Origin of the sequence: Streptosporangium sp. CA-135522, assembly GCF_050949235.1 — a bacterium.
Classification (GTDB): domain Bacteria; phylum Actinomycetota; class Actinomycetes; order Streptosporangiales; family Streptosporangiaceae; genus Streptosporangium.
In genome coordinates this window covers 6,089,159-6,105,111 of sequence record NZ_CP192026.1, presented here as the reverse complement: position 1 = coordinate 6,105,111, position 15,953 = coordinate 6,089,159, and the positions used below count along the sequence as shown (strand labels likewise).

At 68.5% G+C, this 15,953-nt stretch carries 17 protein-coding genes and 3 pseudogenes; 13 read left to right on the top strand and 7 right to left on the bottom strand.

The annotated features are described in order from the left end of the window. Positions 1-52: 52 nt before the first annotated feature. Positions 53-521 (top strand): annotated as a pseudogene (locus ACQPYK_RS29190) (transposase); the annotation flags it as partial. A gap of 67 nt (positions 522-588) precedes the next feature. Here ACQPYK_RS29190 and ACQPYK_RS29185 read toward each other — a convergent pair. Then, entirely contained in the window at positions 589-1,017 is a 429-nt protein-coding gene (locus ACQPYK_RS29185; protein ID WP_433258939.1) for a pyridoxal-phosphate dependent enzyme, read from the bottom strand. Positions 1,018-1,128: 111 nt separating this feature from the next. Between ACQPYK_RS29185 and ACQPYK_RS29180 the strand changes: the two genes are divergently transcribed. Next, positions 1,129-2,139 carry a hypothetical protein gene (locus tag ACQPYK_RS29180; RefSeq protein WP_433237574.1) on the top strand — a complete coding sequence of 337 codons (1,011 nt, stop codon included), beginning with the start codon at positions 1,129-1,131 and terminating at the stop codon, positions 2,137-2,139. 116 nt (positions 2,140-2,255) lie between these two features. On the opposite strand, the gene ACQPYK_RS29175 is transcribed toward ACQPYK_RS29180, so the two are convergent. After that, on the bottom strand, positions 2,256-6,152 hold the full coding sequence (locus ACQPYK_RS29175) for a hypothetical protein (protein ID WP_433237571.1): 3,897 nt from the start codon (positions 6,150-6,152) through the stop codon (positions 2,256-2,258). Positions 6,153-6,290: 138 nt separating this feature from the next. On the opposite strand from ACQPYK_RS29175, the gene ACQPYK_RS29170 reads away from it, so the two are divergent. After that, positions 6,291-6,458 carry a hypothetical protein gene (locus ACQPYK_RS29170; protein ID WP_156056280.1) on the top strand — a complete coding sequence of 56 codons (168 nt, stop codon included), beginning with the start codon at positions 6,291-6,293 and terminating at the stop codon, positions 6,456-6,458. A 196-nt stretch (positions 6,459-6,654) separates the two neighbouring features. Here ACQPYK_RS29170 and ACQPYK_RS29165 read toward each other — a convergent pair. Further along, positions 6,655-6,816 (bottom strand): annotated as a pseudogene (locus ACQPYK_RS29165) (transposase); the annotation flags it as partial. A gap of 65 nt (positions 6,817-6,881) precedes the next feature. On the opposite strand from ACQPYK_RS29165, the pseudogene ACQPYK_RS29160 reads away from it, so the two are divergent. Both ACQPYK_RS29160 and ACQPYK_RS29155 read left to right on the top strand, forming a co-directional pair. Beyond that, positions 6,882-7,448: pseudogene (locus ACQPYK_RS29160) on the top strand (transposase); the annotation flags it as partial. 177 nt (positions 7,449-7,625) lie between these two features. Next, positions 7,626-8,003, top strand: coding sequence for a hypothetical protein (locus ACQPYK_RS29155; RefSeq protein WP_433237568.1), 378 nt, complete (start codon positions 7,626-7,628; stop codon positions 8,001-8,003). A gap of 110 nt (positions 8,004-8,113) precedes the next feature. Here the strand turns inward: ACQPYK_RS29155 and ACQPYK_RS29150 are convergent, their stop codons facing one another. Next, positions 8,114-8,974: an alpha/beta fold hydrolase gene (locus ACQPYK_RS29150; protein WP_433237565.1), complete on the bottom strand. Its 861-nt coding sequence runs from the start codon at positions 8,972-8,974 to the stop codon at positions 8,114-8,116. Continuing rightward, positions 8,971-10,119, bottom strand: a complete 1,149-nt coding sequence (locus tag ACQPYK_RS29145) for an FAD-dependent oxidoreductase (RefSeq protein ID WP_433237562.1) — start codon at positions 10,117-10,119, stop codon at positions 8,971-8,973. Before ACQPYK_RS29145 ends, ACQPYK_RS29150 begins: the two co-directional genes overlap by 4 nt. A gap of 91 nt (positions 10,120-10,210) precedes the next feature. On the opposite strand from ACQPYK_RS29145, the gene ACQPYK_RS29140 reads away from it, so the two are divergent. Further along, positions 10,211-10,762: a TetR family transcriptional regulator gene (locus ACQPYK_RS29140; RefSeq protein WP_433237559.1), complete on the top strand. Its 552-nt coding sequence runs from the start codon at positions 10,211-10,213 to the stop codon at positions 10,760-10,762. A 349-nt stretch (positions 10,763-11,111) separates the two neighbouring features. Further along, positions 11,112-11,591 (top strand): hypothetical protein, encoded by a 480-nt coding sequence (locus ACQPYK_RS29135; protein WP_433237556.1) that lies wholly within the window; start codon positions 11,112-11,114, stop codon positions 11,589-11,591. On the opposite strand, the gene ACQPYK_RS29130 is transcribed toward ACQPYK_RS29135, so the two are convergent. Both ACQPYK_RS29130 and ACQPYK_RS29125 read right to left on the bottom strand, forming a co-directional pair. Continuing rightward, positions 11,524-11,949: a hypothetical protein gene (locus tag ACQPYK_RS29130; RefSeq protein WP_433237553.1), complete on the bottom strand. Its 426-nt coding sequence runs from the start codon at positions 11,947-11,949 to the stop codon at positions 11,524-11,526. The two genes, ACQPYK_RS29135 and ACQPYK_RS29130, sit on opposite strands and share 68 nt — an antisense overlap. A 36-nt stretch (positions 11,950-11,985) precedes the next feature. After that, positions 11,986-12,297 (bottom strand): GmrSD restriction endonuclease domain-containing protein, encoded by a 312-nt coding sequence (locus tag ACQPYK_RS29125; RefSeq protein WP_433237550.1) that lies wholly within the window; start codon positions 12,295-12,297, stop codon positions 11,986-11,988. A 132-nt stretch (positions 12,298-12,429) separates the two neighbouring features. Here ACQPYK_RS29125 and ACQPYK_RS29120 point away from each other — a divergent pair, with 132 nt between their 5' ends. The 6 genes from ACQPYK_RS29120 (at position 12,430) to ACQPYK_RS29095 (ending at position 15,603) form a co-directional block, all read left to right on the top strand. Then, the gene (locus tag ACQPYK_RS29120; protein WP_433237547.1) at positions 12,430-12,813 is read left to right on the top strand and encodes a site-specific integrase; all 384 of its coding nucleotides are present in this window, start codon (positions 12,430-12,432) and stop codon (positions 12,811-12,813) included. Next, positions 12,755-13,600, top strand: coding sequence for a tyrosine-type recombinase/integrase (locus ACQPYK_RS29115; RefSeq protein ID WP_433237544.1), 846 nt, complete (start codon positions 12,755-12,757; stop codon positions 13,598-13,600). Before ACQPYK_RS29120 ends, ACQPYK_RS29115 begins: the two co-directional genes overlap by 59 nt. A gap of 93 nt (positions 13,601-13,693) precedes the next feature. Beyond that, entirely contained in the window at positions 13,694-13,873 is a 180-nt protein-coding gene (locus tag ACQPYK_RS29110; RefSeq protein WP_433237541.1) for a hypothetical protein, read from the top strand. Further along, on the top strand, positions 13,863-14,855 hold the full coding sequence (locus ACQPYK_RS29105; protein WP_433237538.1) for a hypothetical protein: 993 nt from the start codon (positions 13,863-13,865) through the stop codon (positions 14,853-14,855). The genes ACQPYK_RS29110 and ACQPYK_RS29105 overlap by 11 nt, the downstream gene beginning before the upstream one ends. Positions 14,856-14,866: 11 nt before the next feature. Beyond that, positions 14,867-15,415 (top strand): hypothetical protein, encoded by a 549-nt coding sequence (locus ACQPYK_RS29100; protein ID WP_433237535.1) that lies wholly within the window; start codon positions 14,867-14,869, stop codon positions 15,413-15,415. After that, on the top strand, positions 15,412-15,603 hold the full coding sequence (locus ACQPYK_RS29095; protein WP_433237532.1) for a DUF6262 family protein: 192 nt from the start codon (positions 15,412-15,414) through the stop codon (positions 15,601-15,603). The genes ACQPYK_RS29100 and ACQPYK_RS29095 overlap by 4 nt, the downstream gene beginning before the upstream one ends. Positions 15,604-15,953 lie beyond the last annotated feature (350 nt).

The following is a 15,953-nucleotide window of genomic DNA, read 5'->3' as shown; positions in this document are numbered from 1 at the left end:
TGTGGACATCTTGAGTGCCGGATGATGGATATCCGGAGACAAGGAGTTCCACGTGGCGATGAAGTCGTATTCGCCGGAGTTCAAGGCGGACGCCGTCGCGTTGTATCTATCCGATCCGGGACGGACGCCGGCCTCGGTGGCCGAGGACCTGGGGATCAGCCGGGAGACGTTGCGTAACTGGGTGCGTCAGGCCTAGGCGGACGGTACCGCGGGCGCGAAGAAGCGGGGCCCGCACAAGCGGCCGGCGCGGGGCCCGCTATCGTCGACGACGTGCTGGAAGAGGAGAACAAGCAGCTCAAGGCGCGGATCCGGGAGCTGGAGATGGAGCGCGACATCCTGCGCCGGGCGGCGAAGTATTTCGCCGGAGAGACGAACTGGTGAGCCGCTTCGAGTTCGTCGACGACCACGCGGGCGCCTTCGGCGTGAAGCGGCTGTGCCGAGTCCTGAAAGTGTCCCGCTCGGGCTTCTACCGGTGGCGCAAGGCCGCGCCGGCCCGGGCGGAGCGGCTGGCGGCTCCGGAGAGGTGCCAGAGCGGATCATCGGCCGCATCGGCGCCGTGGTAGGCGATGGCCGCGATCCGCTCCGGGCTCATGTACTGGGTGAACAGACCGACGCCGTCATGCAGTGCCTGCTCGCTGCTGCACGCTCCCGGCGTGCAGGCCAGGCACCCCACGATCTCCCCCAGCAGTCTCGGCGCAGCCGACGAGCGACCGGAACGTGGTCCAGGCGATGTTTCCCCCTGGACAGGACCACACCGATTGTGCCGGAAAAGATATCGATCCGCCCGGATATCGCCGCCGCCAGCGCGCACGCGCCGCTCGGCTCGACGACGGCCTTCAGATGGGTGAAGCAGGCCGCCATCGCCTCGACGATCTCGGCGTCGGTGGCGGTGACCACCCGGTCAAACAAAGCCTGGTTGACCTCGAACGGCAGCGGCGCCGGGGTGGCGTGGGTGAGCCCGTCAGCGATGGTGGTGGGCGTAGGGATGCTCACCCGGCGGCCTTGGCGTAGCGACAGGACGGTGTCGGCGTCGCGTACGGCCTCACAATGCGGTCCCCGCGAGCCGCGCCGTCGGATTGATGATCCTCAGTTCGACCGGTCCGGTCGGTTCCTGTACTGGTGAGGCGCATGATCGATGAGTTCGACTGGGCTCACCTCCAGCACGCCTACGGCCCCGCCACGGACACGCCTCGCCATCTGGTCGCGTTGACCTCCAGCGACCGCGACGTATGGCGCAGCGCCCTTGACCACCTTGACGGGGCGGTTCTTCATCAGGGCTTTCCTGAATCGGCGACCGCGCCGGCGGCACGCGTCGTCGCCTGGCTGATCGCCACCGACGCGGTCGGCGCCGAGGTCGGTGAGGAGCTGATCGACTTCCTCGGAGCGGTCGCCGACGCCACCGCCCATGTCCGAGACCAGGCCTTCTTCGCCCCGCTCCTCCCGGCCCTGGAGGCCTCGATCGTCGAAGCTCATCCCGTCGTCGCGGCTCTGCTCGACTCGCCGGCGCCGCGACTGCGGCTACGCGCGGCCGAGGCGGCCGTCGAGCAGGTGCGCCTCCCACGGCTGGCCGCCGAGCGCCCGCTGCTGGCGGCCAGGCTACGCCAGTGGGCTACGCACCAGGCATCACAGCGGCTCCAATGCGTCAGGCTGCTCGGTGAGCTCGGTGAACAGGTCGATGACTTCCTCGCCGACGCGGATGCGGCCGTGCGGATCCGTGCCGCGCTGGCGCCGGCCTCACATGAGGCCAGTCGGGCAACCGACATCATCGTCGCCGCACTGGGCGAGCCTCCCCCTGCGGGAGTGCACCTGTCTGAACTCGTCGAAGCCGCCATCGCCAGGGTCGAGAGCTTCGAGCGCATCGCGAAGCCGGCGATCGCCATCGCCCGCCGGGCCGACTGGACCGGCTTCGACGACGGCTGGGGCCCCCTGCTGAGGTTCGCCTTCGTCGGGTCGTACCGGCCGGAGGTGCCGCTGTCGTGCGCCCAGCGCCGGTTCCTGCGGGAACTGGTGCGCAATGACCGGCTCTGGGATCCGCGCAACGGAAGCGTCGCGTTGGCCTTCCATGAGGTGGGTCTGCCGCACGACCGGTCACGATGCGCCTCGATCGTCTCCGGCCAGGGGCCGATGCGCCCGTCCTGACACCGGCGATCAACAAGCCCGGCCGATCAGGTCAGCCGCGACCGACAACGCCAAGAACTACCGCGTCAGCCGCGCCTTCCAGCACGCCGGCGCCGCGCGGACCTGCCGACGCCGAGTCAGCAGGATCGGCGGTACGGGACGTCCGGCATATGCTGCTTCCAGGCGTCCGGGCCGAGAGGGCCGGTCTCCTGGCAGAGGGCTTGTTTGATGCGGGCTGTTCCGATGACGTGGGTGCGCAGGCGGTTATGGGCGTCGATGACGTGGAGCAGGGAGCCGTCGGCGGAGAAGGCCATCTCGCGGGCGGCCTCCCAGCTCCGGGCGGCGGACGCTGCTGAGATGTAGGTTCCCGCGAGGGGGAGTCCGAAGGAGCTGCGGGTGTGCACATCCGTCAGGTGCACGCGGCCGGTGTCGTCGGAGGCCGCGATGAGGCGGCCGTCGGGAGAGAACCGGAGCGGGCCGGAGCGGTAGCCCTCGACGGTGATGCCGCCCAGCGGGCGCCCCTGGCCGATGTCCCACAGAGTGATCTTGTCGTAGTTCGACACGATGGCCGTCCCGTCGGGGCTCAGCTCCGCGACCGTGATGGCGGGTCCCGGCTGAGGCAGGCGGCGCCCGGTGGGGAGCTCCAGGCGTCCCGAGTACAGCATCCATCGCCCGTCCTGGCTGACCAGCGGGCGTTCCGCGTACAGCCCGGACCAGCCGTCATCTCGCGACACCTCGGAGAGCAGCCGCGCCGATCGCACATCCCAGAACCGCAGGATTATGGGAGCGCTGAACGGGCCCTTTTCGCCGCCATAGGTGATGAGCGTCCGCCCGTCGGGGGTGAAGACCGGCGCGGGGAAATCGCCGGTGAGCCGGGCCGGGATCTTGATCGAGGTCAGCGGCGAGCCGGAACGGACGTCCCAGAGCGCTATCTCGCCGTCGGTCTGCGGGGCGGCCAGCAGGGTTCCGTCGGGGGAGAGAGCGAGGGACTGTCCGACGTTGCCGGCCTGGGCCGGGAAGACCACCCGCTCGGTCTTCCGCACAGTGTCCCAGACCCGGATGTGGTCACCGTCCCGTATGGCGAGAGCCGAGCCGTCGGCGCTGAAGGCGGCATGGACGCCGTCGAGGGAGAGCTGGCCGCGGAACACGCCCAAGGAGAAGAGGCGGACATAACCATCCTGGTCGACGCAGCTCAGGGATCTGCGCTCCACGTCGAAACCCTGCTTGTCGCAGGCGTTGAGGTCGAAGCGGAAGACGGGGGCGTCCTGCCGCTCGGTTAGGTCCCAGAGCACGCCGCCGGCCAGGATGTAGCGGCCGTCGGCGCTGAACACGAGCCGGCCCCCGCTCTCGGCCGGCATCGTGCGCACGATGCCGGCCGCGCCTTCCTGGAGGATCCTGAGTCGCTGGCCGTCGGCGTAGGCAATCTGTCCCTTCTCCGGCCCGATGGCGAACCACGGCCGCTGCGCCGCGACTGCGGTCGAGCTGAGCCGCAGGCCGGTGGACAGGTCCCAGACAGACGCGCGGCCGCCGGAGAAGGTGAGCAGGCGGCGGTCGTCGAGGGTGAAGGCGAACTGACCGTCGTCGAAGCTCTGGGAGATGTCGAGGACCGGCGCGCCCGTCCTGGTGTCCCATAACCGCCACCGTTCCCCCGCCGGCACGTAGAGATAGCGGCCCGTCGCGCTGAGCCGTACGAAGGGAGACTCGGCCAGCTTCAGCGCGACGCCCAGGGGGCGTCCTGAGGCCGCGTCCCATACCCGGGCGGTGTACGACGAACTGGCATCGTCGGGGGACTGGCTCATGGCGATGCTCGTGCCGTCCTCTGACAGGCTCATCTGGCGGATCGGGTCACCCGGGACGGTGAAAGCGTGCCGGAGGGCGCGACGGTCGACGTCGACGATCAGGACCTGCCGGTCCTTGGCGTAGGCGACCGTGCGCCCAGTGCGGTCGACGTCGTAGAACCAGCCCTCGCTGTCGCCGTCGTTGCGGTAGACGCTCGCGACCTGCTCCGGGCGGTAGACGCTCCGCTCGGCCTGCTGGTAGACGGTCTGCAACGCGTGCGCGGTGACGACGTCGTCCGGTGCGAGGGCGGCGCCGGCGAGTGCCAGCCGGCGCGCCGTCACCGGGTCGGAGCGGCGGATCGAGAGCGCGAGGTTGGCCATCTGCGCGCCCACCGCCTGGTCGCGCTGGCCGGCGATCTCACGGTTTTGGTCGAAGGCGATGCCCGCGGCGGTGAGCGCAGCCACGAGCAGGAGCGCGAGGACCGCGCTCAGCGCCATGCGGTTGCGGCTGCGCCGCCGTACCGCCTCCTGCTCGGCCCGGGCCGCGGACTCCTCGGCCGCACGCCGGCGGATGCCGCTCTGGAGGAACTCCCTGGTCAGTGGACCGATCTCCGGTCCCTCACCACCGACGGCCTGTTCCGCGTTCTCCAGGAGCAGGCCCCGATACAGGTAGGCGGGGTCGCGACCGTGCCTGGCCCACTCCTGGACGGCCTCGTCGAGTCGCTGCCGCACCGGCAACGACTCCAGGTCCTTCTCGATCCAGGCGCGCAACTGCGGCCAAGCCCACAGCAGCGCCTCGTGCGTGACCTCGACCTGGCGTTCGGCGCCCTGGGTGAGCAGGCGAGCGCGGACGAACCGGTCGAGGACCTCCTCGACGGTCGCCGGGTCGGCGGCGTCCCTGACCAGTTCGTCCCGCGTCCTGCGGCGGCGGGTGACCTCGCCGTGGTCGCCGACCCTGACAAGGCCGAGGAACAGCCGCCGCGCCGCCTTCCGCGCGGACTCCGTCGCCAGGCTCGCGAACTCCGCCTCCGCGGTGGAGGCGATCGCGCCGTCGATGCCGCCCGAGGCGTGATAACCGGCGACGGTTAGGCTGTCGCCCTCACGATTCAGCCACATCACCCGCAGCGCGTGCGCCAGCCGCGGCAGCAGCTCGGCCCGGTAGGTGCCGCCGAGCCGTCCGGTCCCGCCGCGAAGGTCACGCAGGATGAGATCGACCAGGCCAGTCTCCGGCGACAGGCCGCAGCCCTCGGCGGGCGAGGTCACCGCCTGCCGTACCTCCTCATCGGTCAGCGCGCTGACGATGACCTGCCGCTCGGCCAGGGCGTCGCGCAGGTGGGGGAAGTCGGCGCAGGAACCGTAGAAGTCGGCGCGCAGGCCGTACAAGGACAAGACGACCGCGCTCCCGGTCAGCGCCGCGAGGGCGTCCACGAAGCGGTGGCGTCGCCGTTCGTCCTGGCAGAGGGTGAACAGTTCCTCGAACTGGTCGACGACCAGGACGATCCTGCCGTCCGGCTTGAGGCACAGCCGCTCGCGGACCAGCTCTGCCAGCTCGTCGGGGCCGACCGCCGCCAGCTCCGCCGCCTCCGTCCCGGTGAGCTCGGCCAGCCGGACAGCCAGCGCGGCGGGCGGATCGGCGGTGGGGGTGAGGAGCACCTGGGGCCAGTGCCGCGAGCCCGGCAGCTTCCCCGCCCGCAGCTCCGGCAGCACGCCCGCCTGCAGCAACGACGACTTCCCCGCGCCCGAGGGCGCCACCACGACCAGCGGGCGGTGATCGGCCAGGGACCGCTCAAGCCGTTCCTTGACCAGGCTGGCCAGCGCCCTGCGGCCGAAGAACCACCTCGCCTCGTCCTCGGTGAACGCGCGAAGCCCCGGGTACGGGCAGCTCTCCTCCGCCTCCCGCCGCGCCGCCCTGCGCGGAGCCGGGGCGGCGGCCTGCTCCCAGAGCTTCTTCCACCACCCGCGCTCGGTGCTCCACAACGGGTGGTCCAGATCGGCGGGCAGGCGACCGGTCAGCTCCACCATCACCTGAATCAGCGCCCAGAGCTGCCGGAAATCCTGGGCGACGGCGCCGTTCGCGAACCAGCCGCTCACCGTCTGCGGTCGCAGCCCGTCCACTCCCTGGCCGGCGAGCCGCCGGTTGGCCCGGCTGATCAACTGCTGCTGCGACACATTCCGCTCAGCGGCCTGATCGCGCAGCTCCCGCAGCGCGTCGCGCAGCTTCTGCCGCTCCGGAGGCGGATGCCTGGGCTCCGTCACGAACCGGCCCATCCGGCCGTACACCCACCGGACACCGCTCCCACCTGCGGCTCCGCTCCTCCGATCCGGCGCGTACGGCTGTCCTTCCGCCGCCGTGGGCCCGCCGGTGAACTGACGAGCCCCGACAGTGGAAAGGGCATGGACATGGAACAGTGGACGCTGATCCCGATCGCCGGCCTCGCCTGCGTGGCGCTGGCGGCGGTGCTGATGGTCCTGATCACCACCCGAGCCTCCGATTCAGCCGACCTCGCCCAGGCGCTGCGCGCCCTTGCGGAGGTGCTGCGCGCGGTGTGGGGTAAGCGATGACGGAAGGAACCGTAGCCCGCCCGATCACATCACGTCGAGATCTGTACGGCACGCCGTCCTCGACGAGGGAGAGGTGATGGATGAACGACCACTCCTGGCTCGGGCCCGCGATCGACGTTCGGCCCGTGCTCGCCGAGCAGCAGGACGCGTTCATCGAGCCGGTGCGCGGGCTCGGCCCGGCCCGCTGCCGGCGCAGCCGGGTCAGCTCTTCCCGCTCGGACTCGGCCAGCTCACCGTTGGCGTCCTGTTCACGGGCCAGGCGGTCCATCTGCATCCAGTTGGCCAGCGTGCCCGCGTTGATCCCCAGGTCTTTCGCGACCGAGGCGATCGATTTCCCGGACTCCCGCACGATGCGCACCGCACCCGCCAACCGGCATGAAGCCAACCAACCCGTCTCCACAAAACTCGGGGAAGATCAAGGTCTCCACCCCGGTGCCCTGCGGCATGTCGCGCCCGACCGTGCGGCGCTCGAACCTGGCGGGCTGGGCCGGCTACGGCTACTGCGCCTCCCACTCCCGCTTCTTCCGGGGCCTGCGCCTATACCTGGTGTGCACACCAACGGGCATGCCGATCATGTGGGCGCTGGCCAATCCGAAAATCGGCGAGCGGGAAGTCCTGGCCGCGATGCTCGAGGTCGACGCCGAGCCTGTCGCAAGACGGCAGGACATCCTGCTCATCTCGGACAAGGGCTTCGCCTCGAAGGCGTTCGAGAAGGACCTCGCCGAGCTCGGCATTGAGCTGCTGCGACCCTCGCTCAAGCGCGAGAAGAAGCGCTACGGCGAGCCGATGATCAAGAAGGTCCGCCAGCTGATCGAGTCGGTCAATGACACTCTCAAAGGGCAACTCGGCCTGGAACAACACGGCGGACGGACCTTCGAGGGCGTCGCGATCCGGGTCGCCCAGCGCGTCCTCGCGCTAGCCGCCGGAATTCGGCACAACAACAAGATCGGCGCGTCGGTCACCCGCTCGCTGATCGCCTTTGACCACTGATCACATCGGACTCATTCGTCTAGGGTGCGCCACGTGCACTGAGCCGTCATGGGGGCCGATCGGCTCAGTGAATCTGGCGTACGTAGAACCCTGGGGTATGAGGCCCGAAGGGGCGACCTGGTTGTCCCGTCTAATCGATCATGAGGCATAAGAGTGCCTGACCTGTGGTGCCTCAAATTGGATGAGACACATCACGTCGCGCTCCGGCTCGGAGATCCACCTTCCCCGGTCCCCGAACCGCTGGCCAGCCTGCTGCTGAACTACCTCAAGGAACTGCCGAACAGCGCTCCCGCCACCAACCACGGTTCCCCATGGCTGTTTCCCGGCCGCCGAGCAGGCCAGCCGATGAATCCCTCCAGCTTGCGCGACCCTCTCCGCGAAATCGGTGTCTCGCCCGAACGAGGCCGCGCCGCCTCCATCCGGCAACTCGTCCTCCAGGCCCTACCACCCGTAATCGCCCGAGCGCTCGGCTACCACGACAAGAGCGCGACCCGGATCGCCACCGAAACCGGATCCCCGTGGAGTCGATACGCGCCCGGCGATCACACTCAGTGACAGACAAGGCCTCATCATCCGTTTTGGCGAGGGGAACACCGACTACCTGATCAACGACTCTTACCAGTCTCAGACCCCGGTACGCGAGTGCCGTTGACGGCCCCTGCCCGTCATTGTGCGCCGAAGAAATCACGCAGCGCCTGGGCCACGACGAGCGGGGCTCCGTCGTCCTCCGGCCCCGAATGCCCGACTCCCGGCAGGACGATGCTTCGCGCATGCGGGAGCACCTCGGCGAGTTTCCGAAGGGCGAGGCCCAGGTATGCCGCGCTCTTCGTACCGCCGAGGAGCAGCACCCGCGCATCGAGCGCCGCGTAGTCCATGACCGTGTCGGCCATCTCCCTGACCACCTGCATGTCGAAGTGCTGCGTTGGGATGAGCGCTTTGACCGGCACCTCATCGGCGGGCCCATCGCCTTGCAACCGCGCTCCGATCGCCAGGAGCGGCACAAGGGCGAAGCGGGGGATCCTGCTGAACAGCGACGGTTCGGCGTCCAGCCCCTTCAGTGCGGTGACCAGCGCTGATGCGCTCTTTCCCGCGGCGATCTCGTGGTCGAAGCGCGGCACCCAGTCCATCGGCGCCGAGCCGTCGATCGACAGTGGGGGCTCATACAGGGCGACCCGGTCAAGGGTGGGCGTGCTCAGGGCCGTGCGTAGGACGACGAGCGCACCGGTGCTTAGACCGAAGATCTGCGACGCGCCGGTCGCCGTGACGAGCGCCTGCAGGTCTTCGACCTCCCGCAGGACGCTGAAGTCGGCGCTGTGCGGGCCGCTCAGCCCGCGTCCGCGCCGGTCGGGCACATAGACGGTGCATTCTGTCGACAGGGCGGCGGCGAGCTTCGTGAAGTGCTGCGACGCCTGCATCCCGCCGTGGACGAGGATCAGCCCGGGTCCGCGGCCACGGCGGCGGTAGCCGATCGTGGTTCCGTCGGCCGAACGAACCTGCTCGAGTACGGTGCGCGGCGCATCCTTCATCGCGCCTCGCCCCCGGCCGGGACGAACTTGTGCAGCGCCTGCTTGCCGACCTCCACTGCCGCGTTCCCGCGTTCCAGCAGGTCGTGCTGGTATTCCTGCAGGGCCGAGATCAGGTCCCGCCGGCCCTGATCGGCCTCGGTCAGTCGCGCGCTCAGCCGTATGGCGTCCTGCATCGCGGTATTGGCTCCGTTGCCGCCGCTGGCCAGCGTCAGGTGCGCGGCGTCACCCAGCAGCGTGACGCGGCCCACCGGCCACGGCGGCATCGGCCGGTCATAGATCTTGGAGCGGCCCACGCCGCTCATGTCGGCGCTGCGCACCAGGTCCCGCAGGTCGGGATGCCAGCCGTCGATGAGCTCCAGCACCAGCTCGCGGGCGTCCTGTCGGCCCGGCGTGGTAGCCGCCGGATGCTCCGGTGGCACGAGCAGCACCCACCTCACATAACTCTCCCTGAAGGGCATGGGCAGGCCGGGAACGAGTTCGGCGGCGACTTCGTAGGGCTCCCTGTCGAACTGCATCCGTCCCAGCATCAGCGTGATCTCGGGGCCCTTGACCATCGTGCCGCGCCCCGGCACGAGCTCCAGGAAGCGGTCGGCGGCGGGGGTGCGGCCCATCGCCCCGCACAGGTCGGCATCAATGAGCTTGACCTCGGGCACCAACTGGCGCCGCACCGCGGAGTTCCCGCCGTCGGCACCGACCAGCACGTCACCCATGGCCTGCGTGCCGTCGGCGAACAGCGCAGTGACCGTCCTATCCGCCCCTTCGACGAAACGCTTCAGTCGTTTGCCGAAGGCGACCCGGTCGCCCAGATCGCCGAGCAGGATCTGCCGCAGCACCTGCCGGTCGAACGCCCTGGCCTCCTCCGGTCCCGGAAGGTCGCTGCTGAGCAGCGTGAGCCGCTCGTCGAACAGCAAACCCGGCCCGGTAAGGCTACCGCTGGTGGCTTCGACCAGCTCGTACAGCCGCTGCGGCAGGCTAGCGCGCAACGCCTCCATCGCCGGCGGCGCGAGTCCGATCCGGTAGCCCTGGGCCCGCTCGCCGGTGCCGTCGTCGGCCTCGTACACACCTACGTCGAGGCCCGCACGGACGAGGGCGTGCGCGAGCGTCAGCCCGCCGAGCCCTGCCCCGATCACCAGAACACGTGTCATCGTGATCCTCCATCCTGAAGTGAACAACGTTCACGTGTACATTGTTCACGTAGATGGAGCAGTACTGTCAACCCCGGATATGGAGGACACGATGGGGCAGCGACGCGCCCAAGTGCTGCAGGCGGCGATCGAGTTGCTCGACGAGGTAGGCCTGGACGCTCTCACCATGCGGCTCCTGGCGAGCCGGCTCGGGGTGCGGGCGAGCGCCCTGTACCGGCACTACCCAAGCAAACAGGCCCTACTGGACGCCATGGTCGCGCACCTGGTCAGCCCGGCGGACGACATCGCCCCGCTCCCCGACGCCCCCTGGGACGAGCTGTTGCGCGGCGTGGCCTCCGGCATGCGCGAGGTCATGCTGGCCCACCGCGACGGCGCCCGCCTCCTGTCCGGATTCCAGTACCCGGGCGACGAGGCCGTCGCCGCCTTCCAGCACCTCATCGCCGCCCTGACCGCCGCGGGCGTCCCCGCCGGCACGGCCGCCGTCGCCGTGGACACCGTCATGGCCTACGCCAACGGTTACACGATCGAGGAACAGGCCCGCAAAACCGGCGTCGACGGCTGGCCCAGAGAACACCGGGATCGGGCCTTCTATGACGGCCTCGAATTGATCATCACTGGCGTCAGAGGATCTCTGTCGTCGTGACGTTGCTGTCTGCCATGGGCCGAAGACTTCCGAGAATAACGTCTTCTCGAAAGTACACTCCGGTGGTGACTTCCGAGAATCCGGCTCCGGCCGGGTCACAACCCCCGGCAGCAACTTCCGACCTCCGTGGTCAACGACTGCGGCCAGATCTACGGAGTCGCCGGGCTACGCGCCCGTAAAGCCAACGACCACGTCATCTTGCACCGGCCCGGTATACCCGGGCGCATCCGGATACCGGTGCGTCCCGCGGACTGGGACAAGGCCACCATCATCGGGCTCACCCACTGGTGGGAGAACACCCAAGCTCCGTGGGTGGGAGAACACCCAAGCTCCGTGGCTGGCCCACCCCTTGGAGCGGCACCCCGAAGAGAGGGCATTCGTTGAAAGTTGGCCGCAGCGGCTGGCCGTAGACGGCACCTTCTACCGCGACAGCGGATTCGTCTCCGCGCTCCTGCGACGCGTACGTCTGCTGCATGGAACCAACATCGACTACTGGAAGATGTGGATGAACGCCAACCCGTATCGCGCCTATGACGTTCACCTGCTGTGGGCCAACGGAGGTGAAAACAGCGCCGTCATCGACCGGTTGCGTGATCCGCTTTTCGGTCTGGACCTCGCCCTCACTCCGCTGAAGGAGCCGCCGTGCCAGTGCGGTCCCGACATGCACTGCTGCGTCAAGCTGATCCACCGCGGCGCAGGGCACCGGCTCTTTCTGCGGCGAAGCATTGAAGCGCGCCGAAGCGACGACGACCACCACTCCCTCATGGGCACGTGGATGGACAGCGAGCGGCACCGCCGTGCACAGATGTGCGCCACCTACCGATATTGACCACCGCGAGGCTCTGAGCCGCTCCAGGGCGGCTCAGAGCCTTGATGCTCAAACGTGCTCTCGTCGGCGGCTGGCCGGTGGTCAAGCCAGCGGGCAGGCCCGCGCGGACGGCCTCCATGATCGCTTGATGCAGTTGCCGGGCGGGGCGGCCGGCCAGCGGCACCGGGGAGCCGGTGAGCGCATACCATTCCTCGGCGCCGGTGTATTGCACCCGCACCCTCGCCTGGCCGCCGCTGATCTCGGTGCGTACCGTCAGCTCGCCGGTGATGACGCCGACCTCGTCGGTCATCACCCCGCCCGGCCCGGCCACGACCTGATCCTCGTAGGACTGGTCTCCGTCGGCTGGTGCGTCAGTCACCTGCTCGCCTCCTTCCGTCGGCGGCGGCTGCGCCGCTTACCGGCCCTCCTGCGTCGGCGTCGGCTCAGCGGGGCAGGTATCGAGCATCTCACCCAGGGCGCTTTTCTCCGGCGCGGTGACGGCCAGCTGGTAGTACTGCTTGATGGTCGTCCACGCGCGAGCGTAGAGGCAGTGGTAGCTGGCCAGCGGTGGTCGCCACTGGGCCGGGTTCTGGTCGCCCTTGGCCCGATCACTGGCCGCAGAGACCGCGATCAGCTGGGAGTTCACCAGGTCGTTGGCGAAGCTCTTGCGCTGGGCGGTGCTCCAGGCGTCCGCGCCGGAGCGCCAGGCGTTGGCCAGCGGCACCATGTGTTACCCCCACCCCATATCAGGTGCCGCTGACATCAGTCACAGGGCATAGAAGCGCCTTCAGACTTTTGTGAACGGGGAGAAATCCAATGCTCTAAGGCAATGCCGCCGACAACCGTGACAGGAGTACCGATGGCATACATTCAGCGGATCGTCAGCAGAGAAGGCCGCACCTGGACGGTGCTGGGAGACGACTACCGAGTCGTCGAGCCGATCGAGCGCTACCTGGAGTACCTGCGCTCGACCGACCGCTCGCCCAACACGGTCAAGAGCTACGCCAAGGGCCTGGAACTCTGGTGGACCTTCCTGGAGCGACGCGGTCAGCGGTGGGATGCGATCGGTATCACCGATGTCGGCACGTTCATCGGCCGGCTCCGCCGTCAGTCCGTCGACGTCGACGCGATCGCCGAGCATCCGCGGATATCCGACTCGACCGTGGCCGTGCGCGCGAGCCGTGATGAGCTTCTACCGCTACCACCCGGCCCGAGGCGTCGATGTGGCCGCCAAGCTGTATGAGACCGTGCGGACTCGGCCAGGCCGATATGTCGCCTTCCTTGAGCACATCGCCCGCCGCGACGGTCGCCGGGCCAGCGTCGTACCGCTCCGAGTGCAGGCCAAGCCGATCCCCGTGCTGCTGCCCCAGCAGATGAGCGCGCTCCGTACCGCTGAGACGTCGTGGGACCACGATCGCGGCGCGTGGATCGGAGAGCTGCGCTACCGGCTGTTGTGGACTCTCCTGGAGGAGACCGGGCTCCGGCTCGGTGAAGCGCTTGGGCTTCAGCATCACGACTGGAAGACCGGCACCGGGACGACGGCGTACATCGAGGTCGTCCACCGCCCCGACCATCCCCATGGCGTGCGCGCCAAGAGCGGCTATCGACGCGTGTTCATCGGGTCCGAGCTGGACCGGCTGTACGGCGACTACGTGTGGGCGCTGTGCGAGCTCGGGGCGGACGTCGAGATCGACGACTGGGACAGCGCGTACGTCTTCTGCAACCTGCATCGCGGCACACGATTCGGCCTGCTGCGCGCCGAGGTCGTCTACAAGCACCTCGACGCCACGAAGAAGCGCGTCCCCGCGCTGCCGGCGGCCATGACACCCCATTGGTACCGCCATACGCACGCCACCGCCCTGCTGCTCGCGGGTGTCCCCATGCATGTGGTCAGCCGACGACTCGGGCATGCCGACATCCAGACCACCATCAACACCTATGCCCACGTCACCACGGACGCCGAGCTGCGTGCCTGCGCCGACTGGGATCGCATCACGAAAGCCTGGGGTGCTCATGTTGCCGCCGAATGACCCGTTGCCCATCGCCGATCACCATGTGGAGGCCGCGGGGCCACGGCGAGCCCCTGCCGCCTACCGCGGGAAAAACGCGACCTCAGACTGCCCGTGGCGGATCTTTTCCGCGAGGGCAAGGCCCGCCGACTGTGGGAGTCGTTGCCCGAGCAACACCGCCACGACCACTTCGACACAAGCAACATGTCGCCGGACTACGCCCATGCGTTCAGGACACGGGTGATCGACAAGGACAAAGGCTGGTACACCCAGCTTCAGCCGGTTGACCGCTGACTGGTACCGGGAAGCCGCCAAGTGGTGGCTCTCCGTCCGACTCTCCACCGGCCATTACGTCTGGTCCTCGGTCAAGAGCCGTCTGGACCACCTCAAGTGGTTCCAGTGGTACATGGACCAGTCCGGATGCGCTGGTCCCCAACTCGTCGACGACCCCGCCGGCCTTCGGGCCTGGGTCCGGGGATTCGTCGAATCGGCGCGCACACACCGTGTCATGGCCGGCCCGAACCAGGGCAGGCCATTGAGCAAGAACCAGGTACGCCAGACACTGGTGACCGTTGAGACGTTCTACCGGTGGATGTACGACAACCGGGAAGAAGCCGCCGAACTGCTCGGTGAGCCGCGCTGGAAGCTGCTCGGACCGCATCACAGCGTGCTGTTCACGTTGGAAGACAAGCCGCGGCTGACCAACAAGCTCCCGGACAACATGGTCCTGGAGGACGAGGTCGTCAGCCGGATCGCCTCCGCGTCAGGTCTGCTCGCGGCCCCGAAAGAGGGGGGCGGGCTGGGTGACGAGCAGGCCTTCCGCGCGCTCATGCTCCAGCTGCGCACGGGACGGCGGATGAGCGAAGTCCTCATGATGGACTTCGATCCGATCCTTCCCCTGCTGACGACCGGTCAGCGGAACGGCGCCGCGCCGGGAGACGGACTCGTCGCGCGAATGAAGTACCAGCAGACCAAGATCGCCAGCAGCCTGCCCGCGACGATCCCCGTGGACGGCGAGATCGTCGAGGTCATCCGCGCGCAGCAGGAGTGGGTCCGCGGCTTCCTCGCAAGCCAAGGCGCACCGCAGGGCACAGAGCCGCGATATCTGTTCGTGCAACCGACCCGGAACCGGCTGGGACGACTGCCCTACCCGTCGGCGACCTATCACGGACGCCTACGCGAGCTCACCGCGCTTCTGGACATCAGGGACAGTACAGGCCGCCCGGTCAGCATCGCGAAGACGCACACCTCCGGCACACACGCGCCACCGACCTGATCAACGCCGGTGTGCCCATCCATGTGGTCATGCGGTACTTCGGGCACCTCACCCCGACCATGACCATGCACTACGCCCAGACCCAGGCCGCCACGGCGGAACGAGAGTTCATCCGCTACAAGAAGATCACCGCAGACGGGCGAGCCCTTGAGATCGCCCCGCAGGACATCTTCGACGTCCTCCATCTCGATCAGCGGGCCGATCGCGTGCTGCCCAACGGCTGGTGCATGCTGCCACCCCGGCAGGTGTGCGCCAAGGGGAATGCCTGCCTGACCTGCGACAAGTTCGTCACTGACGCGACACACTGCGAGGAACTGGAGAGGCAACTCGAGCAGTCCGAGGAGCTGATCGTCAAGAGGCAGGCGCAGTTCGCCGCCCGGCACGGCGAACCCATGCGGGAAGACAATGTCTGGCTCGCCGGGCGGCTGGCCGAGACCGGGGCGCTCAGGAAAGTGCTCCTCGCCCTCGACCAGGTCACCGTCCGCGGCGGCGGGCAACTTCGCGCGGTGCGCGGCGCAGGCGCCGCCGACCAGCCAGAACCGAAGGAGAAAACCACGTGAACCGCCTTCCCGACCATCCGCACCAGGCCACCCGGGCCCGCACCGAACAGGTCGAGCAAAAGGCCCGGGCCGCGCTGAAGGCCCTTCTCGCCGTCGGTCGTCCCATCAGTTTTGCAGCCGTCGCCAAGAAGGCCGGGATCAGCACGGACTTTCTCTATCGCCACGTCGGACTGCGAGCGCAGATCTAGCGGCACAGAACCAAGACGGGCACTGCCCGCCATGAGGCGCAGAGCGCTTCAGAGGCGGCCTCGACCTCTTCCGCCGTGCGGGCCTTGAGCGCCAGGCTGGCAGAGCTGCACAGGACCCATCGGCGTGAGGTCGCAGAGCTACGGAAGACTCTTGAGATCGCCCACGGCGAGAACCTTGAGCTTCGCCGTCGGCTGGCCGAATACGAAGCTGATTAGAGATCAGCTCATACGGCACGAATTCTGTCATGCCCAGTCCGACGATCAACTCTGGAGAAGAACACGGTCGTATCCGGCCAAATCCTCAGATCGCCCCGGACAACCGGGATTCCACTTGGGGGATGGCCGGAGTA

Coding starts and splice junctions, on each gene's coding strand:
- ACQPYK_RS29180 (WP_433237574.1), top strand. CDS start 1,129: ATGATCGATGAGTTCGACTGGGCTCACCTCCAGCACGCCTACGGCCCC.
- ACQPYK_RS29170 (WP_156056280.1), top strand. CDS start 6,291: ATGGACATGGAACAGTGGACGCTGATCCCGATCGCCGGCCTCGCCTGC.
- ACQPYK_RS29150 (WP_433237565.1), bottom strand. CDS start 8,974: ATGAAGGATGCGCCGCGCACCGTACTCGAGCAGGTTCGTTCGGCCGAC.
- ACQPYK_RS29145 (WP_433237562.1), bottom strand. CDS start 10,119: ATGACACGTGTTCTGGTGATCGGGGCAGGGCTCGGCGGGCTGACGCTC.
- ACQPYK_RS29140 (WP_433237559.1), top strand. CDS start 10,211: ATGGGGCAGCGACGCGCCCAAGTGCTGCAGGCGGCGATCGAGTTGCTC.
- ACQPYK_RS29125 (WP_433237550.1), bottom strand. CDS start 12,297: ATGGTGCCGCTGGCCAACGCCTGGCGCTCCGGCGCGGACGCCTGGAGC.
- ACQPYK_RS29120 (WP_433237547.1), top strand. CDS start 12,430: ATGGCATACATTCAGCGGATCGTCAGCAGAGAAGGCCGCACCTGGACG.
- ACQPYK_RS29115 (WP_433237544.1), top strand. CDS start 12,755: ATGAGCTTCTACCGCTACCACCCGGCCCGAGGCGTCGATGTGGCCGCC.